23 protein-coding genes, 1 tRNA gene and 1 pseudogene are annotated in these 25,984 nt (G+C 58.9%); 12 read left to right on the top strand and 13 right to left on the bottom strand.

The annotated features are described in order from the left end of the window. Positions 1-36: 36 nt before the first annotated feature. The 3 genes from EJ076_RS29540 to EJ076_RS29530 form a co-directional block, all read right to left on the bottom strand. Positions 37-711 carry a hypothetical protein gene (locus EJ076_RS29540; protein WP_126070241.1) on the bottom strand — a complete coding sequence of 225 codons (675 nt, stop codon included), beginning with the start codon at positions 709-711 and terminating at the stop codon, positions 37-39. Between the two features lie 69 nt (positions 712-780). Continuing rightward, a complete protein-coding gene (locus EJ076_RS29535; RefSeq protein ID WP_126070240.1) occupies positions 781-1,617 on the bottom strand; it encodes a hypothetical protein in 837 nt (278 codons plus the stop codon). Between the two features lie 118 nt (positions 1,618-1,735). Continuing rightward, positions 1,736-6,454 (bottom strand): ATP-binding protein, encoded by a 4,719-nt coding sequence (locus EJ076_RS29530; RefSeq protein WP_126070239.1) that lies wholly within the window; start codon positions 6,452-6,454, stop codon positions 1,736-1,738. Between the two features lie 127 nt (positions 6,455-6,581). Between EJ076_RS29530 and EJ076_RS29525 the strand changes: the two are divergent. Next, positions 6,582-7,352 (top strand): annotated as a pseudogene (locus tag EJ076_RS29525) (transposase); the annotation flags it as partial. Between the two features lie 958 nt (positions 7,353-8,310). Further along, positions 8,311-8,739, top strand: a complete 429-nt coding sequence (locus EJ076_RS29520) for a DUF3363 domain-containing protein (protein WP_126070238.1) — start codon at positions 8,311-8,313, stop codon at positions 8,737-8,739. A 625-nt stretch (positions 8,740-9,364) separates the two neighbouring features. On the opposite strand, the gene EJ076_RS29515 is transcribed toward EJ076_RS29520, so the two are convergent. The 3 genes from EJ076_RS29515 to EJ076_RS29505 all read right to left on the bottom strand — a co-directional run bounded on the left by EJ076_RS29515 (position 9,365) and on the right by EJ076_RS29505 (position 12,168). After that, positions 9,365-9,877, bottom strand: a complete 513-nt coding sequence (locus tag EJ076_RS29515; protein WP_126070237.1) for a hypothetical protein — start codon at positions 9,875-9,877, stop codon at positions 9,365-9,367. Between the two features lie 4 nt (positions 9,878-9,881). Next, entirely contained in the window at positions 9,882-11,441 is a 1,560-nt protein-coding gene (locus tag EJ076_RS29510; protein WP_126070236.1) for a hypothetical protein, read from the bottom strand. Between the two features lie 466 nt (positions 11,442-11,907). Then, positions 11,908-12,168 carry a helix-turn-helix transcriptional regulator gene (locus EJ076_RS29505; RefSeq protein ID WP_206438833.1) on the bottom strand — a complete coding sequence of 87 codons (261 nt, stop codon included), beginning with the start codon at positions 12,166-12,168 and terminating at the stop codon, positions 11,908-11,910. Positions 12,169-12,318: 150 nt separating this feature from the next. Here EJ076_RS29505 and EJ076_RS29500 point away from each other — a divergent pair, with 150 nt between their 5' ends. The 3 genes from EJ076_RS29500 to EJ076_RS29490 all read left to right on the top strand — a co-directional run bounded on the left by EJ076_RS29500 (position 12,319) and on the right by EJ076_RS29490 (position 15,181). Then, positions 12,319-13,035 carry a hypothetical protein gene (locus EJ076_RS29500; RefSeq protein ID WP_206438745.1) on the top strand — a complete coding sequence of 239 codons (717 nt, stop codon included), beginning with the start codon at positions 12,319-12,321 and terminating at the stop codon, positions 13,033-13,035. Between the two features lie 268 nt (positions 13,036-13,303). Then, a complete protein-coding gene (locus EJ076_RS29495; RefSeq protein ID WP_126070235.1) occupies positions 13,304-13,531 on the top strand; it encodes a hypothetical protein in 228 nt (75 codons plus the stop codon). Between the two features lie 24 nt (positions 13,532-13,555). Next, positions 13,556-15,181: a recombinase family protein gene (locus EJ076_RS29490; RefSeq protein WP_126071165.1), complete on the top strand. Its 1,626-nt coding sequence runs from the start codon at positions 13,556-13,558 to the stop codon at positions 15,179-15,181. Here the strand turns inward: EJ076_RS29490 and EJ076_RS29485 are convergent. Then, positions 15,138-15,214: transfer RNA gene (locus tag EJ076_RS29485), tRNA-Met, on the bottom strand. The two genes, EJ076_RS29490 and EJ076_RS29485, sit on opposite strands and share 44 nt — an antisense overlap. A 240-nt stretch (positions 15,215-15,454) precedes the next feature. Here EJ076_RS29485 and EJ076_RS29480 point away from each other — a divergent pair. Continuing rightward, positions 15,455-16,414: a Gfo/Idh/MocA family oxidoreductase gene (locus tag EJ076_RS29480; RefSeq protein WP_109659590.1), complete on the top strand. Its 960-nt coding sequence runs from the start codon at positions 15,455-15,457 to the stop codon at positions 16,412-16,414. A 102-nt stretch (positions 16,415-16,516) separates the two neighbouring features. Here the strand turns inward: EJ076_RS29480 and mnmA are convergent, their stop codons facing one another. After that, positions 16,517-17,707 carry a tRNA 2-thiouridine(34) synthase MnmA gene (mnmA, locus tag EJ076_RS29475; protein WP_126070234.1) on the bottom strand — a complete coding sequence of 397 codons (1,191 nt, stop codon included), beginning with the start codon at positions 17,705-17,707 and terminating at the stop codon, positions 16,517-16,519. Between the two features lie 289 nt (positions 17,708-17,996). Here mnmA and EJ076_RS29470 point away from each other — a divergent pair, with 289 nt between their 5' ends. Then, a complete protein-coding gene (locus tag EJ076_RS29470) occupies positions 17,997-18,272 on the top strand; it encodes a DUF1153 domain-containing protein (RefSeq protein WP_013529904.1) in 276 nt (91 codons plus the stop codon). Positions 18,273-18,482: 210 nt separating this feature from the next. Here the strand turns inward: EJ076_RS29470 and EJ076_RS29465 are convergent, their stop codons facing one another. Then, on the bottom strand, positions 18,483-18,767 hold the full coding sequence (locus EJ076_RS29465) for a hypothetical protein (protein ID WP_109659595.1): 285 nt from the start codon (positions 18,765-18,767) through the stop codon (positions 18,483-18,485). A gap of 398 nt (positions 18,768-19,165) precedes the next feature. Continuing rightward, positions 19,166-20,092, bottom strand: coding sequence for an NADP-dependent oxidoreductase (locus tag EJ076_RS29460; protein WP_126070233.1), 927 nt, complete (start codon positions 20,090-20,092; stop codon positions 19,166-19,168). A gap of 90 nt (positions 20,093-20,182) precedes the next feature. Between EJ076_RS29460 and EJ076_RS29455 the strand changes: the two genes are divergently transcribed. From EJ076_RS29455 to EJ076_RS29445, 3 genes are all read left to right on the top strand, one after another. Further along, positions 20,183-20,581 carry a helix-turn-helix domain-containing protein gene (locus EJ076_RS29455; RefSeq protein ID WP_126070232.1) on the top strand — a complete coding sequence of 133 codons (399 nt, stop codon included), beginning with the start codon at positions 20,183-20,185 and terminating at the stop codon, positions 20,579-20,581. Between the two features lie 103 nt (positions 20,582-20,684). Then, positions 20,685-21,035 (top strand): transposase, encoded by a 351-nt coding sequence (locus tag EJ076_RS29450; RefSeq protein WP_126068667.1) that lies wholly within the window; start codon positions 20,685-20,687, stop codon positions 21,033-21,035. Beyond that, the gene (locus EJ076_RS29445) at positions 20,984-21,832 is read left to right on the top strand and encodes an IS3 family transposase (RefSeq protein WP_126068668.1); all 849 of its coding nucleotides are present in this window, start codon (positions 20,984-20,986) and stop codon (positions 21,830-21,832) included. Before EJ076_RS29450 ends, EJ076_RS29445 begins: the two co-directional genes overlap by 52 nt. A gap of 156 nt (positions 21,833-21,988) precedes the next feature. Here the strand turns inward: EJ076_RS29445 and EJ076_RS29440 are convergent, their stop codons facing one another. Continuing rightward, positions 21,989-22,366, bottom strand: coding sequence for a flagellar export protein FliJ (locus tag EJ076_RS29440; protein ID WP_109659601.1), 378 nt, complete (start codon positions 22,364-22,366; stop codon positions 21,989-21,991). A gap of 450 nt (positions 22,367-22,816) precedes the next feature. On the opposite strand from EJ076_RS29440, the gene ctrA reads away from it, so the two are divergent. Continuing rightward, positions 22,817-23,512 (top strand): cell cycle two-component system response regulator CtrA, encoded by a 696-nt coding sequence (ctrA, locus tag EJ076_RS29435; RefSeq protein WP_006203583.1) that lies wholly within the window; start codon positions 22,817-22,819, stop codon positions 23,510-23,512. 111 nt (positions 23,513-23,623) lie between these two features. On the opposite strand, the gene EJ076_RS29430 is transcribed toward ctrA, so the two are convergent. Next, on the bottom strand, positions 23,624-24,028 hold the full coding sequence (locus tag EJ076_RS29430; protein WP_109659603.1) for a response regulator: 405 nt from the start codon (positions 24,026-24,028) through the stop codon (positions 23,624-23,626). A 227-nt stretch (positions 24,029-24,255) separates the two neighbouring features. Next, entirely contained in the window at positions 24,256-24,885 is a 630-nt protein-coding gene (locus EJ076_RS29425) for a histidine phosphotransferase family protein (RefSeq protein WP_109659605.1), read from the bottom strand. 392 nt (positions 24,886-25,277) lie between these two features. Here EJ076_RS29425 and EJ076_RS29420 point away from each other — a divergent pair, with 392 nt between their 5' ends. Continuing rightward, on the top strand, positions 25,278-25,814 hold the full coding sequence (locus EJ076_RS29420) for an EipA family protein (protein WP_245270509.1): 537 nt from the start codon (positions 25,278-25,280) through the stop codon (positions 25,812-25,814). Positions 25,815-25,984 lie beyond the last annotated feature (170 nt).

Here is a 25,984-nt window from a genome sequence, read left to right as displayed (position 1 = left end):
TCCAAAGCTGATTACGACGGGCGTTCAGCCGGAGACTTATGTTTGCCCATTCCTGGAGATCGCCACGCCGATGATGGAGGCGGGGTCGGGCGCGCCGGGCAGGTGGCCGAAATGCTCGTTTATCAGTCGCCCGATACCGCGCTTTACGTGCACGAACACGGCGTGCATTTCATCGTGCCTGAAGGCCAGTGGCGTGTTGGGTTGGCAAAGATCGGTCATGACTTTGAGCTTGGCATACTCTTTTGCCGAGACCTTGCCGCTGTTGTGGATGATGGCCTTTCGCAAAATGCGAAGGTCGCCCATCTCGTTCAGCATAATGTCATCCGGCTTGATACCCCGGATGGCTGCGATCCTGGGCCGTATCTCTTCATCCCAGGTTGAAAAAATGAACACGATAATCGCCCAGCAAATCTGCTGCTCGTTAAAGGCTCCTTCGGCGTTTACGTTGATGAACTCATCGGCCCGAATAATACGATGATGGACGATATCGGGCCGGCTCGGATCCTCGACGCTCACATAGGCAACCACCGGCTGCCCATCAACGATGCGGCGACTGGTCGGCCTTTGGACACGCGGTATCTGCCGCTCCATCCGCACCTTGTTGCCCTGGAAACCGGAAAGGCAATCGCAGTAGACACCAACCTGCCGGTTAACGAAATCGATGAACTCCCGCAGGACGTCCAGCTCGGCGCTTATCTTCTCATGGTCCATATGGGGCAGCTTAGCAGCGGCAGAGGTTTTCTCTAGAACATGCTTTTCTCTACGGTGGATTGGCGTATGTCAGCGTGAAAGCCGCCCGTCCGGTAGAATGAAATGCGCACGCACTGCAGTGATGCGCTCGAAGTCTTCCGCCATGATCGCTTCGGAAATCGCACCGACCAACCGCCAGTCCCAAACGCCATTGTTGAAGATCGGCTGAATCATCGGCCCGCCGGAGATGCCGCCAAGTTCATAGCCAACCGGCGGAAGCCCAAGCCCGCGAACATCGACCCAGTAGTTACGGTCGAACTGACAGCAGAGCTGATAGTCGGTAAAGCTGGTCAGGCCCACCATGGCGCTGTGAAGCCCAAGGGAAATTTCATCCGGCGCGATGACATCGCGCTCCACACCCGGAAAGCCGCCGAAATAAACCAACTCTCCGATGTTCGGCGGCTGCGGCCATGGGCCATCGATCCCGCGCACGACCTTCTTGCCCGTCGCCGCGACCTCTTCGGGCGTCACGCGAAACGTTGCAATGTCGACCCCGAGCTCCTTACCCCAAGCGATCAACCGGTCTTCGGGATTGAAGCCGACATTCGCAATCTGGCAGCCGCGCACGCGGCGCGCCTTGCGATCCTCGACGAATTGCTCGAAGACATGCCCAGCTGTGACCGCGAAAGGCCGGCGCCCGCAATCGAGGAAGAAGACCGAACCCTGCCGAGACAGGCGAGGCGTCCAAAGCTGTCTCTCCTCGTAGCTCCAGTGAAGCCACGTCACATGCTCGCCACCGCCGTTGTGCATCCGACGCGAGAATTCCGTCATGTCGGGCGAGTGCCGCTGTTCTGCCGTCAATGCGTTCAGCCATTCCGGGCTATACGGCTGCGGCGCAGCACTGGCCGGGCGGCTTTCGGGGAGCATGACTGGCATGATGGGGCTATTCATCACGTCATTACATATGAAGTGGCAATCAGACCGCAAGCGTGAACGAAGCATCCTGCTCTGGAGGCCGGCGCTCTAAACCCGCGCATCAGCGGGTTTAGTCTTCGCTAGCCTCATCCGGCTTAGGGGATTCTGGCTTTGACGCTGGCTTCTTCCCGGAGGGAGTTGAGCGCGGCTTAGGCTTCTTTCCTCTGGTACTCGCAGTAGCAGATACGGGTGCCGGCTTTTTCTTCCGCGTTGCAGTCGCACGCGCACCGGCCTCGTCATAGAACCGCGTCAGCTGCTCTGTCGTCGGGCGCTGACGTTCCTCAAAATCGGTTTTGCGGAATCCCGTCTTTGTCAGCCAATAGACCGAAGTGAAACTCTTCGAGCCGCCATACCCTTCGCGGTGCTTTCTTCCACCATGCACTTCCTTTTCGCCGGCAATAACCCAGATGGCGTCAAGCTTTTCGCGCGCCAGGAATGCAAGGAAAATGTTACGGTCAACGAGCGCGGCTCCCGGGCCAGGTTCACGCGTTGATGGGTCGAAAAAAATAACCTTGCCGGCATCGTCCGAGTACGACAAGTCGCGCCCGTTCGAGAGGTGAAGGCCGAGGCCTGCCACCAGCCCCGGCGCAGGAACGTTGACGTGGAAGGAGTCTTCAATGGAATAATCGTGGCCACCGCGCTCCGCCTGGTAGTCCGTCACAGTCGGCTGGACCTTGGCAGTTAGCTCGTTATGGTCCGCCGGGCTGAGCCAAACCGGAACATCCCGATACAAAGGATGCCATGGATATTCGCCGATATAGCCTTCCGATGGTTTATCCAACTCCGGCAGATCAAAGCGATCCCGAAAGATTTTACCGGACAAGCCTTTCACCACTTTGGCACGGTCACTGGCACGGACAAGCATGCAGCGAATTTCGAAGGCGGTGTAGCGATCAAGCGTACGTTCACCCTCGCGCATGCCCCACTGATTCCAGCGCTCAAATTCGTTGACAACAAGCCACTCACGGTTGGTTTTGGGCTCTGTAACGCTGAGCAGGGAAGCATCGTTGATGATATCTTCGCCGGAATCGAGCCAAGCCAGACGAGAGTTGGGCGACATCGGACGCATTGTCACCTGGGCAGGCATCCACCACGTGCGGTCACTCTGCTGCGCCTCCTTGGGTGTCTGCGACGCAAACAGCGAGGGGTCTATATCCCTGCGACTCACCTGCCACGGTCCTTGAAAGACCTGTGTGCCGTCTTCCCGGTTCCATCCAACAAAACAGAAGTTGTCGCCTAAGCGCGCCAGCAATTCATGAAACGCGATCCACTGGTATTTTTTGCCGATACGCTCGACGCGATGACTGTTTCGGCCGTTGTACCCTAGGCTCCGTTCGAATTCCCCAAAAAGGTCCGGAGTCCAGCCGAGATCATGTGCACGCTTGCAGACCCAGCGTCTGGCCCTCAGCCGGTCAAATGACGGAGGCCAGGAATAGTAGCGTTTTGCCCCGCGCAAGTCCTTGCGCACGAGGGCGCGTGCGCGATTGTTGTATTCCGCCCATTCCGTTTCGCCCAAAGCGTCTTTCAGGCGCGCTTCAGCCTGGTCAACGGCTTGTTCGAATTTGTTGACCTCCTCTTCCTCAGGGTCTTCGGCATCGACAAACTTAATGTTGAGCGTTCCGAAACCAATGGGTCCCTGGTTTGCGCGCCACGCATCACACGCAGCGATCAATTCGTGTAGGAGGGCCGCAGCAGCCGGCAAGCGGCTGGCAAGATCCAGCGACCAGTTGGAATAAACCTGCTCCTCTGGTTGCCCTACGATGTCGATAGAATATGCGCTGAATTTTCTGACCGGATGATCCACAACGTAGCGCGCAAAGTCGCCGTCGTTGATGCAGGAGCTTACAATGGCGTCGCCAAACGATTTGCCAGGCGCATATTCCTGTTTGTAGCTCTCAATGACGGCTTCGGGCACATCCTCGATACCCGGGCTTCGGTAGGGCGGCCGTACGCGCACCATATCGAATGTGGCGGGCAGTGCATTTCTTCGGTAGGCGAGTTCGATAATCCCGCGCGCGTGATCCCTTATCAACACATGTGCCAGTGGCTCGGCTTGGTCGAAAACGCAACGGAATGCCGCTTCAGCTAATTCGGGCAATCCGTCCTTTCCCATGCCCTGTAGAGCCGCTCCATACGCAGCCCCAATCACGCGGTCCAAGATGTAAAGGTCGTCAATGCGGCTAAAGCGGTCAATGAGATCAGCAGCCACCGTCAGCCGGGTGGCCAATAGAGCGGCAAGCGATTTCGTGGCCCGGTCACGGATAGCGCGGTGACTGGTGGAGAACAGCCAAGATAATGCAATTGCGGCAAGACCGGCGCGTTTGTCATCCATGGCCTCAAGGCCGTTCTGAAGTGTCCAGCCGATCAGTGTCTGGATCGGGCTGTCCTCTTCATCACCCTCCTGCGCCACATAAATCGACCAAATCCGGTCGCGTTCCGGCATGCTGAGTTTGATAAGCCTGCTATGCAGATATTCGGCATTGAAGGCATTTTCCGGCTCGCTCGCTACTGCAATGAGCGTCCGCAATGTTTCGTCGCGGTCCGACATTTTTGATACCTCCTTCAGGAGGTCGATGGTTCGCTGCGTGAAGGAGCGTTGTTCACGCCAAAGCACGCTCTCAAGGAATGCTCTCGATATGAGCATTTTGTTCTGCTTGCCTGACACTGCATCAGGGAGCTCGAGGCCACATCGCTCCGGTAACTGGATTGCCATGGCCTCCAGCACGCCCGCGTGTTCATAGGCCTTTTTGTTTTCGAGATAGGCCTGCAGAGGCGTCCCGGGCAGAAAGGAATTGGCCGGCGTTGCCGAATCCAGATGCGCGTCGAGGAGTTGGCGGGCGATGCGATGGTCGCTGTAGCGCTCAAAAGAGAAGCGCACGATGTGAGCAACGTTGCCATCGTCTCCCGTCACCGGCTCGTCTGCCAAAACGCCTTCGCTGATTAGCCGCGTTAAGAGACTGCGATCGAAGACCCCATGCGCCGGAAAGATATCCTCCATAAGGGCGGCCGCCTTTTCATACTCCAGATAGCCGCGCTCACCTTGATCGAAGGCGGCGGCAAGCGTTTCAAGTGCGCGGCTAACAAGGCCGAGTTTATGATCGAGGCCGAGTTGCCGTTCGACGGATTTGGCCACAGCCTGTGAATAGAACTTGAAGATCTCGGTCACGCCGCGCAGGCCGCGCGGGAACTCACAAAGTCCTTCCTTTTCGAGGAAGTCACAACAGGTTTTGAGAAAGAGCGGATTTTCGAATTCAGGGATCAGATTTGGAGCCGCCATACGCACGATACCGCGCTTGTCGAGGTAGTAGCGGGCAGCTTCGGCAGCCCGTCCGGCGAATCCCACATGCTCTATTCGAGCAAGGTCTGCACCAACGCCGTCCGGGATAACGTAAGGCACATAGGTTGAGCGGCACGAGAGAGCGACCGCCACGCGTGGGAAATTCTCTATAGTTTTAAGAAAGGCCGCCAAGCGGTGCGACCAGATGGCAATGCCGTGACGCTCGTTGATCGCGTCGATGAAAATGACCGCCCGCGTGTGCGCCGCTTCGGCCGCTGCATCGAGGGCACCAAGGAATTTTTCGGTCGAGATCGACAAATCAAGCTGCTTAACGATCTGTGCCCAGGGATCGTCGTCGATCAATGTCCCGCCCAGAATGAGAAGCGACGGACGGCCATTGGTAACCTGATGGTCAACTGCATCGCCGAACAAGTGCGATTTTCCAATGCCTGCCGGTCCGGTAACAAGCGCGCGGCGGCCGTTCACCAGCTGCCAGTTATCGCCATTCACCCCATCGATTATCCTGTCCAGCGCCTCTTCGAGATCGCGCATCTCTCGTGAAAGATAATCGATGCCTTTCTCATCCTTTGGATCAGCAGGACTCTTGTCGCGCACTGCACGCATGGCCAATGCGCCCGCGGCTAAAGCATCACTGCCAAGCGACGTAATTTCTGCCACCGGAAAGGCGTAGGCCGCGTCTACCGGCGTCGCCGATAGCAGAGAGCTAAGGGCACCTGTCGTGCGTTCTACCCCCGTAATTTCTTTGGCCAGGGTCGCGCTAAACGACAGGTATCCGAGCTGCTTGATAACGTCGTAGCGGGCTTCTTCAAGTTTCTCGCCCCATGCCTGCACCTGATCGAGGAGAGACGGATCGCGGCAAAGCCCGAGAATTGTGCGGCGTATAGGCAACTCGATGTTTGTGTCCGGGGTGTAGCGCTGGCCAAGGCCGCTGCGCGCCAGCTCAAACCGGCTCGTGAACCAGGCCGAGGTCAAAAAGGTCTCGTCGAACCAGAATGCTGCCCGCCCCGAGTAAAGAGGGTTGTCACGGCCCAACCGCTCGACAATCTCCGAATGCCCCCAAAACTCGATAGCAAGCTTGCGCTTCATCGTGGTTGCGGTTGCCTTCCACTTCTTCACCCAGTCCTTCCAGCGTTCGAGCTGGCTTTTTGCCTTGCCCACACGCTGGTCAAACAAATCAATCGGCACGCAGACGATGTACCGATTCAAGCGAGGATGCTTGGCGAGCGCCGTTTGAATCGACTTGTCGAGTTGAGCGATTTGACTTGCGCCAAAATCAAAAAAGTATTTCGCCTGCCACCCTGTTTCAGAGCCACCAAGCTGTTGAACAAAACATTCAACACCGGCATCGGCGCCAACACCCTTTCGGTGAAACACAGCATTCGCCGCCCGAGGCTCCAGCGCTGCAAGTTGTGTGCAAAGCTCCTCGAATGCGTGGTTCTGTGAACCGCCAAATGAACGTATGCGCTGAAAATCGATATTGATTGCTACCATCAGGCGCCTCGGTCTCGGGATGTTGGGGTGTATATTTAATTCTGCACAATACGCCCTTAGCGAGAGCGGGCCATCTGCAATATCCGCCCCTCGATAGTAAACAGACCTCCGTCCACAGGAATAGAAACTGCGCACCGGCTGTTTCCGGCAGGCCCATATCAGGTCGGAAGGCTGCTACCGAACCAAGCTTCTGCTGACACACCGCCGCAATCCGAATGCCAAGTTCCTCGACCTGGAGAACGCCATACGCCATTCGCTGAAGGCATTTGGTATCCGACTGGGCAAGGTTGGGCGAGGGGCTGTCGAGCAGGCGGTGCGCACCGAAGTGGCGGAAGATCCGCTGTCGTGCGAGTTGGACGCCATGCTATCGGCGCGTAGCGCTGTGGAGGCAGTATTGCCGGCTGCACGATCTGGTCATGAAAATTGTGGCACGCAGCGAACTGTGCCGACGCTTCATGGTAATCCCCGGCGTCGGGCCGGTCACTGCACTTTCGTTCATGACGGCGATCGACGATCCGTCGCGCTTCCGCCGCTCACGCGGGCTGACCTCGCGGCGCCGGCAGTCGGCGGCTCGATCGATGTTCAGGGTCGCATATTGAAGGCCGGTGATGCTGATGTGCGACGCTCGCTTTGCGAGGCGGCTTCGGGGCTGATGACGCGCTTCAAGGGCACCGACAAGGTCAAGAACTGGGGCCAGGCGATCGCCAAACGCTCCTGCCACCGCAAGGCCTGTGTCGCCGTGGCCCGCAAGCTGGCGATGATCATGCACGCGATTTGGAGCGACGGAACGTTCTATGTCGGCGATTCCGCAGCGAACCGAAGCGATGCTGCGCAGCGCGCTCGTCGCAAGGATCGCAGGCTGCTGGGGCGCGTTGATGAACGATGCAACGGAAGTTGAAACGCATGACGCTAGGACGATGACGCGCGCCGTCTGACACAAACGATCCACTCCAGCGGATGAGGACCGATGCAGACCAGGAACCACGGAACGCACGTTATCTTGCTTGCGGCCGCGCGGATCGCGAGACGGCCGGATCGCGCCGGATTGCCTGTGAAGATGGCCCGACAGCCCGATGGAAAAGTGCGTCACGACGGTTCCCGTGCTGCAAATAAGCAGCGCGACTGCCCCGTCGCAGAGCGCGGAAGACTGCACGGCGCATTGGAACTCGACGCCAGAACACTGGATCGTGGTGTAGAGCATAGAATAGTGTATTATCGTATTTTAGAAGAGAGATGGCTATGGAAAGCAAGTCCCGCGAAATACGACCGATTAAGATGGCGAGATAAAAGGCCGCGAGGTGCGGCGTCGATCGGTCGTGTTGTTTCAATAGGTTATGCAGCATTTCCGCGAGGTGCGGGTTTTTGTTGCACCTCGCTAAAATGCTGATTCTCTTTCTCCTTCCCTCGCTTAGTGCGATGTGCGGAACCTCGGCCATGACGGCTTAGGGCTGAAGCCAGGAAGGGGGCGTCTCCGGAGGCGACGGCGCCTGGCTCGACAAGCAACCAGCTTGGCCGGCAGGACGCGCTCCCTGCGGTGGCTGCTGCTCGACAGGTAGCTTGCTGTGACTCACGATGGGTGGTCGGCACGGCTGCCTCGGCGGTCTTCGTTGCGGCTAGTCGAGAGCCAGCATCGCCAGCGTCGGCCGCAGGATGGCGGCCGAGCGCTGGCTTGTCGGCTGGCGTTCCCCCGCCCCAATGCGAATGCATAGGTTTCACAGCCTCAAGGGAAGCGCCTCGGCCGTGACAAGCCTGCCGCACCGATCCAACCTACCATCCCAGCTTGTAGGGGGCGGCAAACGTGACTACACCACCGCAGCAAAAAGCACGATCGTCGAGTTTACTAATGTCTCGTCGATATGGGCCTTGCCGCTCGCCTGGACGACGGCCGTATTCGCGCGCCGAAGGATCTGCTGCAGCCGCTCGAGCAAACCGAGGTCGCCCGCGTCGGCCGTGTGATGGCGGCCGAGCGCGGGCTCAGCTTCATTCGGGCCAAGCCGGGCGAATATGTCAGAGGCCGGCTGATCGGAGCGGCCGATCTCGCCTCCGGCCGCTTCGCCATGATTGACGACGGTGCTGGCTTCCAGCTCGTGCCTTGGCAGCCGGTTCTCGAAAAGCGCATTGGTCAGCACATCAGCGGGCTTGCCCGTGACAACCGCGGCATAGTTTCTCAACCACCGCGTCCATGTAGGTTCACTTCTGAACGCGCAAGATGCGCCAGGAACGGTCGGTCGATTGAGGTTTCTGGAATGGGGGCTTTAGGGGAACAGCGGAATGTCAGCTTATGATAGGGCTCGAAAGCCGACAGTTGCATCCAGCTCGGGACCAACCGCTTTCGCGGGTAGCGCAGACAGTAGCGAGGTTCGGAAAAGGATTCGTGCATTCTCGACGATCGATACGCCTGCGGCACAGCTCCTCGCAGTGCTTAGCGACCAAACGACCATTTCGGTCGAGGAGGTGCGAAGATCCTGGCGGCTGCGGAAAGGATATGGCGCCAGCTCTGAGCGAAAGGTGCCCGCCAATTCTCGGAATGTACGATGGCCACCGGCGTGCGGCCGAGCCCGGCACGGTGCAATAGGGATTGCCCAACCAGCGGGCCATCCCTACATCCGAAGGATAATACAGCTGCCGTTTAGAGAAACCACATGAAAAGGCTATTCGTTCACATCAAGAACGAGCGTGGCATTGTCACCCAGCGACAGCTCTCCACCCTTGGCTCTCCTGAGAGGGCGATATTGCGGATGGTCAAGCGTGATTCCGAGCTGGAAAAGTGCTTGTTCAGAACCGTCAAGGGGCGCGACATGAGCCTTTGGATGTCCCATGATTACGTGGCTACGGCAGCCTATCTGGAAGACAAAGACGAACCGGTGCCAGAGCGAAAAGAGCCGCGTGACCCGTTCATGCTTGCTGGTATCAGGCTGTCACGCCTGACTTCTCGTAGGCAAAATAACGGACTTCACGCTTAACCAACGCGATACCCACAATCTCTTCCTGTGGGTCATGCCGGACCGCACAGCGCCTAATGCTATGCTCCATCTCCCCAAGCGTGTTGGTGCGCTTATTGTGAAAATAGATGGGATAAGGGACATCGACGGTTGGAATTTTGGCGTAGAAGATCTCGACCCAATCCTTCTGGACGGCGGGCGCCACAAAGGCCGGAAAGTCCAATGAGATGAGTCCGCCGACATAGGAAAGGGTCAGTCGCGTTCCCGCCAACTCTACACCGTCCTCGATGGTTTTGATTTCAGCAGTGTCGTGAACCATCCCCAGGAAAGAACTGTGACTGTAGTAGGCGGTGTTCGGCACTGGCGGACGGCGGCGGCCGGCTGGGTCCAACCTGAGGGCTATGAGAATGCGCTCCCTGAATGAAAGGGCTCTGCCCCATGGTGGCGTCTCAGTCCCCTTGCGCTTGGCCGATTCCGGCATCTCATCACCTACTTACGGCTTTCCAAAGCGGTAGGATATTAGCCACATCGAAAGGGTATGGCTTCTTTTGCAAGTCCAATGCCCAACCGGGGTTGCGGACCACAGGGAGAGCCCACCCCCGGTGCTCGGGCAGCTGGCTTTTCCGCAATGTGTCTAGGAACTCATCCTCGCTTGAAACCGCCAACACGTCGTCCAGTTGCTCGATGGAGCAGAACACCACTTCGCGCATATCCTCCGGTGATATGCCTGGCTCGTCGGCAACCAAGGCTTCGGCCTTTTTTCGCAATTCGGGAAGCTGCGTGTCTTCAAGATTGAACCAGTTGTCCATGGTTAGGATGACTCCATAAGCGTCTGGGCGGACCGTCTCCTCCGAATAGACGCCGCGCCGCGCCCGGCAAAAGAACTTCCACAGCTGTGACATGCCCTTGGCGATCTGATCGAATGCGGTGGTCGCTTCAGCGTATTGATTGTCGGCGAATTGGGCAGCGAACGTGAGCTTCGTGGCCTTGCATTCAAACACAACCTTGATCTCTTCGTTGTCGAAGAGAAGCAAGTCCGGCGTTTTCAGTCTCGCCTTCTTGGGTCCGAACGTCATTTCCCGAGATACCTTGAAGCGAGGATAGCGCGCCTCGATCAGCTCCTTGCCATATTGCTCGAAGCGGTCGTTCGCCTCTTCGATAAGCGACTGCGGGCCGCTGGCTAGGTCGTAATACAGCCCGGACGTGGCGCGCAGCATAATCAGTTGTGGCAACGGCGAGATGATGCGGTTGCCATGGTTTTTGGACGAAATGATTGGGAAGTGCCGAAGGCTGCTGGGCAGGTAGCTGAGCTTCGACGAAAACTTGTCAGCCACTTGATTGATGCGGAGCGCCGTCTCGGTTCTCAATTCCACCAGATCCTTGCAGATGATTTTCATCGTGAGGTCGATGATCTCCGGCCGCAGTTGCTTCACTTCGCCCAAGCCGGGGACAGGCTCCCATGCGACCTGTAACATTTTGAGGTATAGGCCAACGCAGGCCAGTGCGAACTCTTCCATTGTGAGGCCGTTCTGCTGCTGAAAATACTCAGCGCATCTCCCCTGGCCGTAAACGTAGTAGTAGCGGTATAGCCGCTCCGGTTCCAGGAACGCCCGCTGCCACAGAAACTGCTTGTGGGCATACCGCTGCATCTCAGCGATGACGGTCTTGTCGGTGATGAGAATCTTGTTCTCGGCCTCCTCGGCCTTCTTGTAGAGGTTGAGGAGGATGCACGCGGTATCGAACTCGAAATACCGCTCCGGTATCACGTTTTCAGTCGTCTTCGGCGTGGACAGCAGCAGGAGGATGAGGCTTTCGATTTCCCACTTTAGGGCGAACGCCTTGTCACCAATCTGGGCCTTTGCAGCTGAATCTGGATAGCGGAGGTAGCGGCGTAAATCGGGCGGCATATCGGTTTGAAGCACATTCAACGCCCATAACAGTTGCAGGGTCTGCACATCGCTGCATTGCGACAAAATGTTGAGCAGCTCGTGTCGGGTTTTGACCCGGCGACGCTTGTAAATCTCCTGTCTAACCGAAGTAGCCATCCGCTCGAATCCTTCCGGCCGCTTTCTCGTTGTCAAGTAAATGGCGCCTCCACAAGCAGATAGTGAAGAACCTGCCAGCGGATTCTGTCGGCTCTATATTCCACGGGTGATCCCACCCCAAGTCTCCTGACCTGAAAAATGCGGCTCAAACGCGGCCCGATCGGATGCCGGCGGGTACGCTTTCACTTCGGAAACCAATCTGACGGCCGGGGTCGCCCTGCTGGCGCTATAGGCCTCTACACGGATTCAGCGTATTCACGAATGTGACGGGAAGCTTCCCGACATCATAGACAAGACAATCCGCAACGGGCCGGCAAGAAGCCCTTCGACGCCATGGTGATCGCCGGGCTGCTCCGGCCTCTGCGGACTGGCAGCTTTGGGGTAATCAAAGCTGGCTGAACGGCCGTAGTGAGGCGCAAAGCGGCCGTCAATGTCTCAGCAGAAGTAAGTCGTCTTTGGATCAAACTTACCCTTTGCTGCCAAGGATAGACGAGACGTCCTCAGATCGACGCGCCAGTCGAACACCAGCGCCGCCACCGTTCTCCGGAATGAACTCGATCCCGGCCGCTTCGAAGACCGTACGAATTGCAGCGATGGTTGAATTCTTTAGCTGTTCGCCTCTTTCCAACCGCGCGATGGTATCGGGAGATACGTTTGCATTCAGGGCTAGCTCTCGAGTTCCCCAGCCCAACGCGACACGTGCCATCTTGCATTGAACTGCATTCATTTCGTAACCGTGATACGATTCTTGTTGATCCATCGGCGCTTTTTCAATATCGTACCTCTGATACGATCTTTCGGTTGAAAGCGGCCGCTGTTGGTGTGCAACCACCCCTCAGCAGCCCGACCACAACCCAAGCTGATTGGAGCTCGGATCATGGCTGATTCCGACAATAGCATGACTCTGCCTTTCGTCACCCGCAGGCGAGTGCTTGCGGGAGGGATGATCACGTCCATCGCTTTGGTGCTTGAGAAAAGTGCACTTGCCGGCAGCGCTGCTGCAACGAGTGCACTCCCCGACCCAGCGCTGACGCTTTGGCGGGAATGGGAGACAGCCCACAAGCTGACGGAGCGGCTTTGCCGCAAGCAGCAGCGTCTGGAGATGAGGCTTGTCGAGAGCGTCGGCTTTCCTTGTGTGACCGTCCGCCTGCCAGAGAGTGGGGACGTGACGATCCACTCGATCGAAGCGCTCAATGAAGTGCTCGGCAAGGGGCCGGATATGGCGGCTCTACGCAGGAAGGCCGAAGCTGATTTCGCATCGCATCAGGCACGCTGGGATGCGGCCGCCGAGGAGGCCGGTTACACCGCAGCGCTCAGGGCCGAGCGCGAAGCTGGCGATAGGGCAGAGGATCTGCTGGAAGCGTTCTCAACCACCCCCGCCACGACTCTCGCCGGTGTGGCGGGCAAGCTCGATGCCGTGTTGCGCGAGGGCGAGGCGTGGGAAGAATGCTCGGAGTTCCCCTGGCCGCAAATCCGCTCGGCGCTCAGCGATCTGGAGCGCATCGGGAAGCAGACGATGCAGGAACAGTTCTTTCACCGCGAGCAGCGTCCCAAGCTCCGCAAGCGGCGGTCCGGGTGCTGTTTCCGCGCCTGAAAGGCGAATGGCGCGAGGCACCAGCGTCACTTCGGATCGCCGCCACCAAGGTCGCCGTATCGAGAAGCAGTCTCATGCAAGCATATTGGATATCGCCTGTGATATTGCAGGAGCCTCGAACTTTGACAATTTGGCTTGGTTTCGGAATTCCCGAATCGCAGCGCGCAAGTATTTGCACGCCACCGTACGACCGCGCTGCAACTGAACTTGTATTGCTGATCATCACGCCGCTCAATGCCCTTGATCTACACAGAAGAGCGGGCATGCCATGGTGGACGAGGCCAAACCTGGGAACGACAGCGCAAGCCATGATTACAAAGCTGACATGTCGGCACGAGACATGGCTGAACGAGCCGTGCTGTCGATCGCCTGTTTGTTGGGTCGGCGGGTTGCGAGGGAGCATTTCGAGGAATTGCAGACGGCCAACGACAACAAAGTTCATCCTCCTGAGAAAGCACCGTCAGAAGGGGAGGGTGGGGACGGTGGCGGACATTAGCAAACAGAGGCAGAGGAGCGGTCCATGACCCGTGTCGCGCTGTATGCTCGTTACTCATCCGACAACCAGCGCGAAGCCTCCATCGAGGATCAGCTGCGGCTTTGCCGAGAGGTCGCGGCCAGGGAGAAGTGGACTGTCGTTGGGACCTATGCCGATGCCGCCATATCCGGTGCAAGCATTATCCGTCGACCAGACATCCAGCGGCTTCTCACCGATGCTCAAAGCGGGCAATTTGAGATCGTTCTAGCCGAGGCACTCGATCGCCTGTCACGCGACCAGGAGGACGTAGCCGGCCTCTTCAAGCGACTGCGCTTTGCCGGTGTCAGGATCGTCACTCTCTCTGAGGGTGCCGTGGACGAACTGCACGTAGGTCTCAAAGGAACGATGAACGCGTTGTTCCTGCGCGACCTAGCCGCCAAAATCAGGCGAGGCCAAAGCGGCCGCATATTGAACGGCTACAACGCTGGCGGCCTCTCCTACGGCTATCGCGTGGTCAAAAAGCTCGATGAACGCGGCGAACCGATCCGCGGTCTACGCGAGATCGATGAGGATCAAGCCGCGGTCGTGCGCCGGGTTTTTCGGGAGTTCGCGGCTGGTCAATCGGCACGTACGATAGCTGCAAGCCTCAACAAGGAAGGTATTCCATCACCCTTTGGGGGTGCGTGGGGCGCCTCGACCATCAATGGCAATCTCAAGCGGAGAAGCGGTTTTCTCTACAACGAAGCATATATCGGGCTGCTCGTCTTCAATCGTCTCCAAATGCGCAAGGATCCCGAGACTGGGAAGCGCATCTCGCGGCCGAATCCGCCGGAAACCTGGCAGGTCGTTGAAGTGCCGCATCTGCGCATCATCGACGATGAGCTGTGGGATGCGGTGCAAGTCCGCAAGAAGCTTTATGGAGGCATGAAACTCCATCACCGCCGACGGCCGAAGCACATGTTCTCCGGGCTTGTGCGGTGCGGCTGCTGTGGCGCCTCCTATACGGTGAAGAATAGAGACCAACTTGCTTGTGCCGCGCACCGTGAGAAAGGCACTTGTGCCAATAACAGGACGATCCGTGTTGGCGAGCTTGAGAAGCGTGTGCTTGAAGGCATCCAGCGGCGCTTGCTGGCACCAGATGCCATTGCGCGCTTCCTTGCTGAATATCATGCTGAGCATAAGCGTCTGAACGCCATGAACCGCGAACGGCAACGGGAAGTCGAAAGGCGGCATGCTGGCATCGACAGGCAGATCGGTAACATCGTCGATGCTATCGCTGACGGTGTCGCGACGACCAGCATGAAGTCGAAGCTGCTGGACCTCGAGCGCGAAAAGGAGAATCTAGCCCGAGAGCTTCAGGCGATGGCGGCCGCGGAAAGCATTGTGGAGTTTCATCCGGCCGCTGTTACGGTTTACCGTCGGCAAGTATCCGAGCTCCAGGACGCGTTGCAATCCGATGAGCGCGAGCGCCACGAGGCGGCGAGGATCATCCGCTCGCTGGTCACGGGGATTGATATCATTCCGACGGAGGGTAGGGGAAGGGTCGAGCTGAAAGTCCGCGGTGCGCTGGCGGAGCTTCTGAACCTGCCAAATCGTAAACCAGGAACAGCGCCTAGCGCTGCAGTGATGGTAGCGGGAGAGGGACTTGAACCCCCGACCCCAGGATTATGATTCCCGTGCTCTAACCAACTGAGCTACCCCGCCAGGGCGGCGAAAGGCCCGAAATCCGCCTCAAATCGAAAGGCACGTCGGGGGCGTTCGCCAAGGTCGCGCGGATATAAGGTTGGGAGGGTGAGCCTGTCAAGCTTCGAAGCAACCGGCTTGCCGGCTTATCGTCATTATCGAAAAGCTTTGCCGCGCAGACATTTGGTTGCTGCCGCCGGGGTTGAGTTCGACGGGGCACGTCGCTATGTCTCGGCCACGAGTTTTTAGAGTTTGAAACAGATGAAGCCGCGCATTGCAGTCCTCGGTTGCGGATACTGGGGCAGCAACCACATCCGCACCCTCAAGGCGCTCGGCGCGCTGCACGCGGTCTCCGACACCAACCGGGCCCGTGCCGAAGGCTTCGCCAGCGAACAGGACTGCCTGGCGATCGAGCCGGACCAGTTGTTCGTCCGTGACGATATCGACGCCATCGTCATGGCACTGCCGCCGCAATTCCATGCCGACCTTGCCGTGCGTGCCGTCGAGGCTGGCAAGGACGTGCTGGTGGAAAAGCCGATCGCGCTGACGGTTGCCGACGCCGAGCGTGCGGTGCAGGCGGCCAAGGACAATGGCCGCGTCTTCATGGTCGGCCACGTCCTGCGTTTCCATCCCGCCTTCGAGACGCTGAAAGGGCTGATCGACAAGGGCGAACTCGGCGAAGTCCGCTACATCCACTCGCACCGGCTCGGCCTCGGCAAGTTCCACACCGAGAACGATGCGCTGTGGGACCTGGCGCCGCACGATCTATCGATGATCCTGGCCATCACCGGCACAGAGCCGATCGAGGTTCGCGGCGAGGGGGCCGCCCTGCTCGACAATCTCAGCGACTTCGCGCATCTGCACATGCGCTTTCCCAACGGCCTGCGCAGCCATCTCTTCACGTCGCGTCTCAATCCCTATCGCGAGCGGCGGCTGACGGTGGTCGGCACCAAGGCGATGGCGGTGTTCGACGACGTCGAGCCATGGGAACGCAAGCTTGCCGTCTACCGCCATGCGGTGTGGCAGGACAGCGGCCAATGGGCCTTCACCACCAATGAGCCGTCCTATGTCGCGGTTGCCCAGGGCATGCCGCTGACGCGCGAGCTTGAGCATTTCATCCAGTGCATCGAGACGCGTGCCGAACCGCGCACCAGCGGCGAGGAAGCGATCAGGGTGCTGCGCATCCTGACTGCCGGCACTGTCACCCACACCAAATCCTGACGGACCCAAACGCCGGCCGCGTTCGTCGCCTCGCGCCCCCGAGACAACGGCCATATGGCTCGCCAGAGCGAGTTTCGAAACAGTTTCTGAGGGGATAGCCTGCTACTCGGCGGGAATCTGCGCCGGCCTGGCGGCAAGCCGAGTCAGCATGGCCTCGGCCTCGGCGCCACGCTCCGAACGCTCGATGAAGCCGCCGCCGAACACGCGGGCCTCGTTGCCGTCGTCGGAATAAAGCACGCAGGCTTGGCCCGGCGCGATGCCGGACTCGCCGTCGACCAGTTCCACCCATGTGGCGCCTTTGCCGTGATGCAGCACGGCCGGGCGCGGCGGTCGCGTCGAGCGAACCTTGGCGAACAGTTCCAGGCCGCCAGCGGGGACATCTGTGAGCGGTCCGTCGCCCAGCCAGTTCATATTGCGCAGATAGATCTTGTGCGTCTCCAGCGCCTCGCGCGGGCCGACCACGACACGGGCGCGGTCGGCATCGAGATGGACGACGTAGAGCGGCTCGCCGGAAGCAATGCCGATGCCACGGCGCTGGCCGATCGTGTAGCGCAGGATGCCCTCATGGCGGCCGAGCACGCGGCCGTCGATGTGGACGATGTCGCCCGGATTGGCGGCAGTCGGCTTCAGCTTGGCGATGATGTCGGAATATTTGCCCTGCGGCACGAAGCAGATGTCCTGGCTGTCCTGCTTGGCGGCAACCGTCAACCCCATCTCCTCGGCAATGGCGCGAACCTGCGGCTTCGACAGGCCGCCAAGCGGAAAGCGCAGATAATCGATCTGTGCCTGCGTGGTGGCGAACAGGAAATAACTCTGGTCACGGTCGGCGTCGACCGGCCGGTAGAGCGCGCGGTGGGCGCCATTGGCACCGGAGCGGATGTAATGGCCGGTGGCCAGGGCGTCGGCGCCAAGCTCCTTGGCGGTGGCCAGGAGGTCGGCGAACTTCACCGTCTGATTGCAGGAAACGCATGGGATCGGCGTCTCGCCGGCGACGTAGCTCTCGGCAAAGGGATCGATGACCGCCTTGCGGAAGCGCTCTTCGTAGTCGAGCACATAGTGCGGGATGCCCAGCGTCTCGGAAACCCGGCGGGCGTCGTCGATGTCCTGGCCAGCGCAGCACGAACCTGCCCGGTGCGTCGCCGCGCCATGGTCGTAGAGCTGCAAGGTGACGCCGACGACATCATAGCCCTCGCGCTTCAGCAGGCCGGCGACGACCGATGAATCGACACCGCCCGACATGGCGACGACGATACGGGTGTTTTCGGGACGTCCGGGAAGATCGAGGCTGTTCATGGTTCTTTCGTTCTGCACGGCGTCTGAATGCCAATGACGCGAATATAGGTCAAGCTTTGCGGCTACGCTAGCTTGCAGGGCGGATCGACAGGCGGCGACCGGGTCCGGTGAACGGGTGGATTTTTCGCGCACTGCCGCCGCTTCCAGGCGGATGTTTCAAATGCCGGCGAAAAGACTAACGCGGCGTTCATGATCCTTACCTAGTCATTAGGGTCTGCTTAGGCAATTTTTAAAGCTGTGGCGGTAACGTGGCGGGGATTGGGTCTTTGAGTTTTTTGTAGAGAGTACGATGACCGATCTGGTTAGACCGAGAGTCAAATATGTTATCGGGCCTGACGGCAGCCCACTTACGATTGCCGATCTGCCGCCGACGAATACACGTCGCTGGGTTATCCGGCGCAAGGCGGAAGTGGTTGCGGCCGTGCGCGGCGGGCTTTTGAGCCTGGACGAGGCTTGCCAACGCTACAAGCTCACCACCGAGGAATTCCTGTCCTGGCAGGCGTCGATCGACGAATATGGCCTTGCCGGGCTGCGCACGACACGCATCCAGCAATACCGGCACTAGCAAGATTTGCTTCTGGAACGGCGGTCGTGAATCGAGGGGCGGCGCAACCGTCCTTTTTTCGCTCGCGGGCCGGTGAGCGCGGCCCCCCTCGATCGCCCACAACGCAAGCTCGCTCGCAGACCCGCGGGGGTGAGCCATGGGTCGTCCCTCCTTCGGGGTTCCACAGGGCGAGGAGAAGATCGCGCTTCCCCGATCAGGTATGAAAGAAATCTATTCCACAAATGAGCCGAGGAAGTCGTTGACCAAATCCTCGTTCGTCTTCGAAAAAAGACTTTCGATGGTTAGGTCCATCTCTTTCTGGGCAATAATCGCGTCGATATGTGCGGTTGGGAGCGGATTGCTGAATCGGCAACTTAGCGCGTGTTGTGTCCTTTGAACCAGGTAGCAGCTCACGAGTTCGGATTTTTCGTCACCAAATTGCAGGTAAAAGTGATCCGGACTGCCTGAAAAGCTGCCGATATACAGCGCCGCTCCGCCCTCAGACAGGTCCAGCATACGGAAATTGGCGCTCAGTACCTCTCGCAGGCCATGTGACGGGAAGATGAGTCGAACAAGGAAGTTGACGTCTCTTCGAACCCATCGGCGTTTTTCCTCGGTACTCCCGGAATATACCACACGCTTTGCCCCAAAACTTAAGATTCCAAGTATTTCTTGTTACCCACTTCGGTAACATGGGTTAAAAGGCTTAAAGATCGATAGGAGGTTCCGTTCGAATTGGTTCTACCCATATGGATTCTCGAGCGCGCACCCGTTTCTCAACGTCGCCGATCTCGCATATAACCGGGCAGAGGCGAGACGATCCAGCGCGCCGCGCGAGGTTCGTCCGCGCCCGCGCGCTGGAAATAAGGGCGCGACAAGCCGCGCCTTCGTTTTCGAAACGAGTCTTTTGGCGCTCAAACCGTCAGCACAACCTTGCCGATCGGCTTGGTGGCAAGGAAGGCGTGAGCAGCCCCCGCCTGGTCGAGCGGGAAGCTTTTCGCCACATGGACGGCGAGCTTTTTCGCATCGATCAACTGAGCCAGTTCCTGCAGGCCCTTCCTGTCGGGCACGACGGACATGCGCTCGACCCGGATGCCCTGCGCACTGGCCTGCGCCCTGGTGGCGTCGCTGACATTGAGCAATGACACCAGCACGCCACCGCGCTTGAGCACCTTCAGTGAGCGTTCGGCATGCTCGCCGCCCAGTGGCTCCAGCACCAGATCGATGTCGCGAACCTGGTCGGTGAAATCGCCCTTGGTGTAGTCGATGACCTCATCGGCGCCGAGTTTGCGGACGAAATCGAGCTTTTGCGGGCTGGCGGTGGCGATAACATAGGCGCCGCGCGCCTTGGCGATCTGCACCGCCAGATGGCCGACGCCGCCGGCCCCCGCATGGACCAATACGCGCTGGCCCGATTTCAGCCCGCCATGGCGGACGAGGCCTTGCCAGGCGGTCAGGCCGGCCAAAGGCAAGGCGCCTGCCTGGAGGTGGTCGGCGCCCTTCGGTTTCAGTGCGATTTCATCGGCCGGCACAACCGCCAGTTCGGCATAGGCCGCCGCCTGCTTGGGAAAGCGCGGCATGCCGAACACCTCGTCGCCGATCTTGAAGCCGGTGACGCCAGCGCCGAGCGCCTCGATTGTTCCCGAGATATCCCAGCCCAGGATGAAGGGGGGCTCGCCGAGCAGCTGATAGTGGCCGGCGCGAACGGAGCCATCGACCGGATTGATGCCGGCGGCTTTGACGCGGACCAGCACCTCGCCGGCCTTTGGTGTGGGGTCGGGCTGGTTGGCAATGACAAGGACGTCGGGTCCGCCGACGGAGTTCTGGATAACGGCACGCATTGAGATATCTCCTGTTTGGTTGCTGCCACTATCATTTGGATAGTAATAGTCCCTTGTCCAGTATGTACCTTTATGATATATACGCACATCATGGATAGTGAGAACGACTGCGGTTTCGGCTATGACGCGTTCCGGCGAACGTGTCCTTCGCACACCGTGCTGGAGATGCTGGCCAGCAAATGGGTCTATCTGGTGGTTTGCGCGCTGCGCAAAGGCCGGCTGCGCAATGGCGAGCTTGCCCGCAAGCTCGAAGGCATTACGCCGAAGATGCTGACGCAGACGCTGCGCGTGCTTGAGCGTGACGGACTGGTGCGGCGCGATATCTTCCCGGTCATCCCGCCGCGTGTCGAATATGAATTGACCGAACTCGGCCAGAATCTGGCGGGGCTGCTTACCCAGATCAGATCATGGGCGGAGCAGCATGCACCGGACATCAAGGACGCCCGTGCGAGGGCAATTGCCGATGGTGAAGGGGATTGGGCCGCCTAATGTATGTCGCCCAAAAGTGACCTCGGTTTGGAGTGCGCCCCTAGGGGTGGACAGATCGTCCTGAGGAATTGACCATGGCTGTCGGGTTTTCGGAGAGAGAACCATGGCAAGACATCGTAGTTACAGCATCACGTTCAAGCGTCAGGTGGTGCAGGAATATCTGTCGGGCGAGACGCTGCACAGTTTGGCGAAACGGCATGACGTCACCCGCACCCTGATCCGTGTCTGGATTGGCAAGTATGAGGCAGGCGGCTTCGATGAAGATACGGCTTCTGCCACTCTGATCACGGAATATGAGGCGCGGATCGCCGCGCTTGAGCGGCTGGTCGGCAAGCAGGCTCTGGAGCTGGAGTTTCTAAAGGGGGCTCTGAAGAATGCTCCGCGGCCGAAAAGCGGGATTACATCCGCCATCATCGGCCCCCCGGCCTCTCTATCGCCGAAGGATGCCGGCTGATGGATCTGGCGCGTTCGACCTTTTATGACCGTCCGCAATGGCCGGCCGATGACACCGCTATCGTCGAGACGATGTTCGCGATCTGCGACGAATTCGAGTTTTATGGCTATCGCCGCGTGGGCGCGGCCTTGCGCCAGCAAGGCTTTGTGGTGAACCACAAGAAGATCCGCCGCCTGATGCGCGATCACGGCCTGCAACCGAAGGTCAGACGCCGGTTCGTCGCCACGACCGACAGCAATCACAACAGTCCGATCTTCCCCAATCTGGCAAAGGACATCGTCCCGACCGGTCCGAACCAACTCTGGGTCGGCGACATCACCTATGTCGCGCTGCCGGTCCGCTTCGTCTACGTCGCCATCATTCTCGATGTCTGGTCGCGCATGATCGTCGGCTACGCCATCAGCCGCGCCATCGATGCCCGCCTGACGGGCGCCGCCTTGCGCGCCGCAATCGAGCGCAGAAAGCCACCGCCAGGCTGCGTTCACCATTCCGATCGCGGCTCCCAATATGCCGCCGAGACTTACCGGCAGCTTCTCACCGGCCACGGTCTGGCCGGCTCGATGGGCCGCAAGGGCAATCCTTATGACAATGCCAAAGCGGAGAGCTTCATGAAGACCCTGAAGCTCGAGGCGGTTTATCCGATGGCGCTTGAAACCTTCGAGGAGGTTGCCGAGCACCTTCCCCACTTCATCGACCAAGTCTACAACAAACGCAGGCTCCATTCGGCGCTGGGATATCTCAGCCCGCAACAGTTCGAGGATCAACACATCCGGCAGACGGGCAAAACTGCAGCCTGATCAGTGTCCATCCCAAGGGGCGCACTCCAGTTTTGGGAAAACGACATGCATAAAAACTTAGGGCGGCTCTCAGTTTTCTTGGCGGCCTTCCACCAGGGCCGGCCGAGATCATGCACTTGCCAGATGGCAAGCGCCAATGTCGTGGACAGGCCGGTTTCAGCCGATCATGGCGCTGCGGCCGCCGATTTCGGCTTCGCGGATCTTGGTGTCACGCGATTCCAGCATTTCCGCCTTGGAAAGCTCCGCTTCAGCTTCGCCGAGTAATGATTCGGCAGTGCTTCGCTGCTGCGCGAGGTCGCTTTGCGAATTTCTGAGGTTGTCGCGGCGCAAACGCGCCGCCTTGGCGAAGGTCGGATAGGCGAAATGGTTGATGTCGGTGATGCCGGCCTTCTTTTCTTCAGCGGTGATCTGAAGCTCCAGCTCGACGGCCATGCGTTCGAACTCGGCGATCATCATGTCGAGCTGCAGCAGCTGCCGCCGCTTCTCATTCACCTGAAACTGTTTCAGCCGAACGAGGTTTTCACGTGACTTCATGATTCGTACTCCCGGAAACGCACACCCGCACTTATCGTCCAAACCACCTGGAAGAGCCCAGGCCGCACCCGTGTCCACCGGCTTTCCCCGAACTATGGGAAACAAAACCCTAAAGTTTTTTGCCAGCGGTAACCATTCGTTTACGGGCATTGTTAATCATACGGGTCAGGACTTAAGGCCGGGTAAAAATTCCGGCCGCCGATGCGGAAGCGACGTCGATGAGTCCCTGGAGTCACTTAGTCCAGATTGTTGATGTGTTGCATTAGGATTTGGTTCTGAGATTCGTTATTAGATTCAAGAGGGTGTAGAAAGAGGTTAAAAAATCTGGTACCGTCATGGGCGGGAAATTAGGTTTTGTTAACCATTTGATGGCAGCCTCTGCACAAGGCAACCACTGCTCCGGGTCCGGACGGGTCGTGAAATGGTCCGGCAGCAGAAAAGGGGAATGAAATGCGTGTTCTGCTGATAGAAGATGACAGTGCAACCGCACAAAGCATCGAGCTGATGCTGAAATCGGAAAGTTTCAACGTCTACACGACCGATCTCGGTGAAGAGGGCGTCGATCTAGGCAAGCTCTACGATTACGACATCATCCTTCTCGATCTCAACCTGCCTGACATGTCGGGCTACGAGGTCTTGAGAACGCTTCGCCTTTCCAAGGTAAAGACGCCAATCCTTATCCTCTCGGGCATGGCCGGCATCGAGGACAAGGTGCGTGGTCTCGGCTTCGGCGCTGACGACTACATGACCAAGCCGTTCCACAAGGATGAGCTGGTTGCCCGCATTCACGCCATCGTGCGGCGCTCCAAGGGGCACGCCCAGTCGGTCATCACCACCGGCGACCTGGTGGTCAACCTCGATGCCAAGACCGTCGAAGTCGGCGGCCAGCGCGTGCACCTGACCGGCAAGGAATACCAGATGCTGGAGCTGCTCTCGCTGCGCAAGGGCACGACGCTGACCAAGGAAATGTTCCTCAACCATCTTTATGGCGGCATGGACGAGCCTGAGCTCAAGATCATCGACGTCTTCATCTGCAAGCTGCGCAAGAAGCTCGACGCGGCATCTGGCGGCCAGAATTACATCGAGACGGTCTGGGGTCGCGGCTATGTGCTGCGCGAACCGGAAGACATCCGCGTCAGCGCCTGATCGACGGGCATCGTTCGGACTTTCTTCAATAAAAAACCCGGCTCTGGCCGGGTTTTTTGCGTGATGGGCTGGCAATTATCTCTTTTTACGCAATTCCTGACAGCAGGCGCGTCACGCGCTTTTCCTGGAATTGCTCAACACCACCGAATCAGGTGCGATCTTCAAGGTGCGAAAACGCTCGAGCAGTTGCGGCCTGTTGAATGGCTTCAAGAGGTAGCCCTGGGCGCCGGCGCGCTTGGCCCGCATGATCGAAGCGATATCGAGCTCGACCAGTGAAATCAGGATCTGCGGCCTTATCGGGCTCTCCATGGCGCGCACGCGACGGATGAGATCGACCGCCGGCACATCAGGCAAGGCGCCATCGACGACGATGATGTCGGGCATGTCGGCGGCGCACATCTCCAGCGCATCAAGTCCGCTGGCTGCCTCGATGACAATCATTTCGGAGCCGCCCAGGATGCGTTTTGCAACCTTCCTGATGACACTTGAATCGTCGACGAACATGCAGCGTTTCATTTCCGGGTCCTCTTTGCCGTCTGGCAATCCGGTAGCGTCGGGGGTATCCAGACGCACCATAGGCCAATCTGGTAAAGAAGCCGAAAAGGCGTTAGGTAAAATTTTTACAAAGACTGCGGCTGTTCGCTTTTATTCGCGAATGCTTCAACGCTGCCCAGGCGATCAAACGCATTGGGCCGGAATTACAGATTTCGATGGAAAAATACTTCGGCTTCCCGGCTGCGCTATCAGGCAGCCGAAAGCACGATTTCTTCCGGCGTCGCGTGGATCGATATCGTCATGCCGGCTTCGCGCGCCAGAAGCAGCGTGTAATAGGGCTGCACGGAATGCGCGTCGATCGGCTCCTCCGGCTTGTGGCCGGAATGCAGTTCGAGGAATTTCGGCGGCACACGCAGCATCGGGCCAGCCGCCGCAAGCGCGAAACGCGGCTCGGTTTCGAGGTTTTCCAGCGTTACCGAAAGCTTGCCGCCGCGCGGAATGGCGGCGTTGGCGACGAGGATCAGGTTGAGCAGCAGCTTGACCTTGTTCTTGGGCAGCAGTGCGCGGGTCCCGTTCCAGGTCAGTTCCGGCTTTTCGTTCTTGAGGAAGGCGATTGCGACCGCTTCGGCATCGCCGGTATCGATCAGCATGCCGGCCGAGCCGGCGGCGCCGAAGGCGATGCGGGCGAACTGCAGGCGGGCCGAAGCATTGCGGGCGCTCTGACGGATCAGCTTCATGGCGTCTTCGTCAGCGCCGCCTTCATCGAGCAGCTCGAGCCCATTGTTGATCGCGCCGACCGGCGAGATGATGTCGTGGCAGACCCGGCTGCATAATAGCGCTGCCAGATCGGGTGCGGAAAGGGTGAACAGATCGGCCATCGGCGAAAATCCCTGCAAAATCTAATAACTCACGGTCGAGCGATCGATCGTCGCCTGCCCACACGAATCACGCACTCTCTCCTCGGGCTTTCTGAATACACAGCACCCGTGCGTGCAGCAACAAATCCAAAATTGTGGATGTGGCAAATGGCGTGTTCACGCAGGCCGCCGACCCACTTAAGCGACCCCAAAACAGCCTTCGAACCGCCATGTTCATGTGGGAGCTTAATGGTTGAAAAAGGATTACGGCATAGTTTGCCCGTAACAGTTACCCTTAACGGCCGGCTAAAAGAGCCGTACGGGGTGCGAGGCGTCGGCGAAGGTGCTCCCTGACGGAGATTGGAAGCATGTTTTCCCGATACTACGACCGGAGCTTTCTCCGTGTCTTCTCAATGGCGGTCACGCTCCTGGGCGTTCTCGTCTTCTCGACTTCAGCCCTGCGGGCCCAGGAATATACCGCTCAGGAGATTGTCGATTCCGGGCACAAGTTCTTCGGTGCGACATCGGGCGGGCTCGCCACGGTCGTCGAGAAGATTTTTGCTTCCTACGGCCTGCCCAACGGCTATCTGCTGGGCGAAGAGGGCTCGGGCGCGCTGATCGGCGGCCTGACCTATGGTGAAGGCACGCTCTACACCAAGAATGCCGGCGATCACAAAGTGTTCTGGCAAGGCCCGTCACTCGGCTGGGATTTTGGCGGCGAGGGGTCGCGGGTGATGATGCTGGTCTACAATCTCGACGATGTGGGCAGCCTCTACAACCGCTACGGCGGCGTCGCCGGTTCGGCCTATGTGGTGGCTGGTGTCGGCTTCAACGTGCTGAAGAACAACAACGTGATTTTGGTGCCGATCCGCACCGGTGTCGGTGCCCGGCTTGGCGTCAATCTCGGCTATCTGAAGCTTACCGAGCGCGCCACCTGGAATCCGTTCTGAGCTGAAGGTCTTTGGCTTATGCATGTCGTTCGCCCAAAACCGGGACCACTTTTGGGCGGCATGCATTAAACCCGTCCCGTTGCGGCAAAGCCTTGCCGCAACGCTGGATTTCCGCCATGTCAACGTGGCACAGTCAAAAGTGCTCGACGCGCTTTTGGTTTTATCTTGCT

This window comes from Mesorhizobium sp. M7D.F.Ca.US.005.01.1.1, from assembly GCF_003952545.1.
In the GTDB taxonomy this organism is placed as follows: domain Bacteria; phylum Pseudomonadota; class Alphaproteobacteria; order Rhizobiales; family Rhizobiaceae; genus Mesorhizobium; species Mesorhizobium loti.
Note: the sequence above shows the minus strand (reverse complement) of the source record. Positions and strands in the feature narration are given on the sequence as shown.

What these genes read in the sequence shown, in the direction of transcription:
- ctrA (WP_006203583.1), top strand. Translation starts at nt 22,817, where the DNA reads ATGCGTGTTCTGCTGATAGAAGATGACAGTGCAACCGCACAAAGCATC.
- mnmA (WP_126070234.1), bottom strand. Translation starts at nt 17,707, where the DNA reads ATGAACAGCCTCGATCTTCCCGGACGTCCCGAAAACACCCGTATCGTC.
- EJ076_RS29465 (WP_109659595.1), bottom strand. Translation starts at nt 18,767, where the DNA reads ATGCTGGACCTGTCTGAGGGCGGAGCGGCGCTGTATATCGGCAGCTTT.
- EJ076_RS29515 (WP_126070237.1), bottom strand. Translation starts at nt 9,877, where the DNA reads ATGCCGGAATCGGCCAAGCGCAAGGGGACTGAGACGCCACCATGGGGC.
- EJ076_RS29540 (WP_126070241.1), bottom strand. Translation starts at nt 711, where the DNA reads ATGGACCATGAGAAGATAAGCGCCGAGCTGGACGTCCTGCGGGAGTTC.
- EJ076_RS29470 (WP_013529904.1), top strand. Translation starts at nt 17,997, where the DNA reads ATGACCGATCTGGTTAGACCGAGAGTCAAATATGTTATCGGGCCTGAC.
- EJ076_RS29440 (WP_109659601.1), bottom strand. Translation starts at nt 22,366, where the DNA reads ATGAAGTCACGTGAAAACCTCGTTCGGCTGAAACAGTTTCAGGTGAAT.
- EJ076_RS29500 (WP_206438745.1), top strand. Translation starts at nt 12,319, where the DNA reads ATGGCTGATTCCGACAATAGCATGACTCTGCCTTTCGTCACCCGCAGG.
- EJ076_RS29520 (WP_126070238.1), top strand. Translation starts at nt 8,311, where the DNA reads ATGGGCCTTGCCGCTCGCCTGGACGACGGCCGTATTCGCGCGCCGAAG.
- EJ076_RS29530 (WP_126070239.1), bottom strand. Translation starts at nt 6,454, where the DNA reads ATGGTAGCAATCAATATCGATTTTCAGCGCATACGTTCATTTGGCGGT.
- EJ076_RS29505 (WP_206438833.1), bottom strand. Translation starts at nt 12,168, where the DNA reads ATGAATGCAGTTCAATGCAAGATGGCACGTGTCGCGTTGGGCTGGGGA.
- EJ076_RS29460 (WP_126070233.1), bottom strand. Translation starts at nt 20,092, where the DNA reads ATGCGTGCCGTTATCCAGAACTCCGTCGGCGGACCCGACGTCCTTGTC.
- EJ076_RS29510 (WP_126070236.1), bottom strand. Translation starts at nt 11,441, where the DNA reads ATGGCTACTTCGGTTAGACAGGAGATTTACAAGCGTCGCCGGGTCAAA.
- EJ076_RS29430 (WP_109659603.1), bottom strand. Translation starts at nt 24,028, where the DNA reads ATGAAACGCTGCATGTTCGTCGACGATTCAAGTGTCATCAGGAAGGTT.
- EJ076_RS29480 (WP_109659590.1), top strand. Translation starts at nt 15,455, where the DNA reads ATGAAGCCGCGCATTGCAGTCCTCGGTTGCGGATACTGGGGCAGCAAC.
- EJ076_RS29490 (WP_126071165.1), top strand. Translation starts at nt 13,556, where the DNA reads ATGACCCGTGTCGCGCTGTATGCTCGTTACTCATCCGACAACCAGCGC.
- EJ076_RS29535 (WP_126070240.1), bottom strand. Translation starts at nt 1,617, where the DNA reads ATGCTCCCCGAAAGCCGCCCGGCCAGTGCTGCGCCGCAGCCGTATAGC.
- EJ076_RS29425 (WP_109659605.1), bottom strand. Translation starts at nt 24,885, where the DNA reads ATGGCCGATCTGTTCACCCTTTCCGCACCCGATCTGGCAGCGCTATTA.
- EJ076_RS29450 (WP_126068667.1), top strand. Translation starts at nt 20,685, where the DNA reads ATGGCAAGACATCGTAGTTACAGCATCACGTTCAAGCGTCAGGTGGTG.
- EJ076_RS29495 (WP_126070235.1), top strand. Translation starts at nt 13,304, where the DNA reads ATGGTGGACGAGGCCAAACCTGGGAACGACAGCGCAAGCCATGATTAC.
- EJ076_RS29455 (WP_126070232.1), top strand. Translation starts at nt 20,183, where the DNA reads ATGGATAGTGAGAACGACTGCGGTTTCGGCTATGACGCGTTCCGGCGA.
- EJ076_RS29420 (WP_245270509.1), top strand. Translation starts at nt 25,278, where the DNA reads ATGGCGGTCACGCTCCTGGGCGTTCTCGTCTTCTCGACTTCAGCCCTG.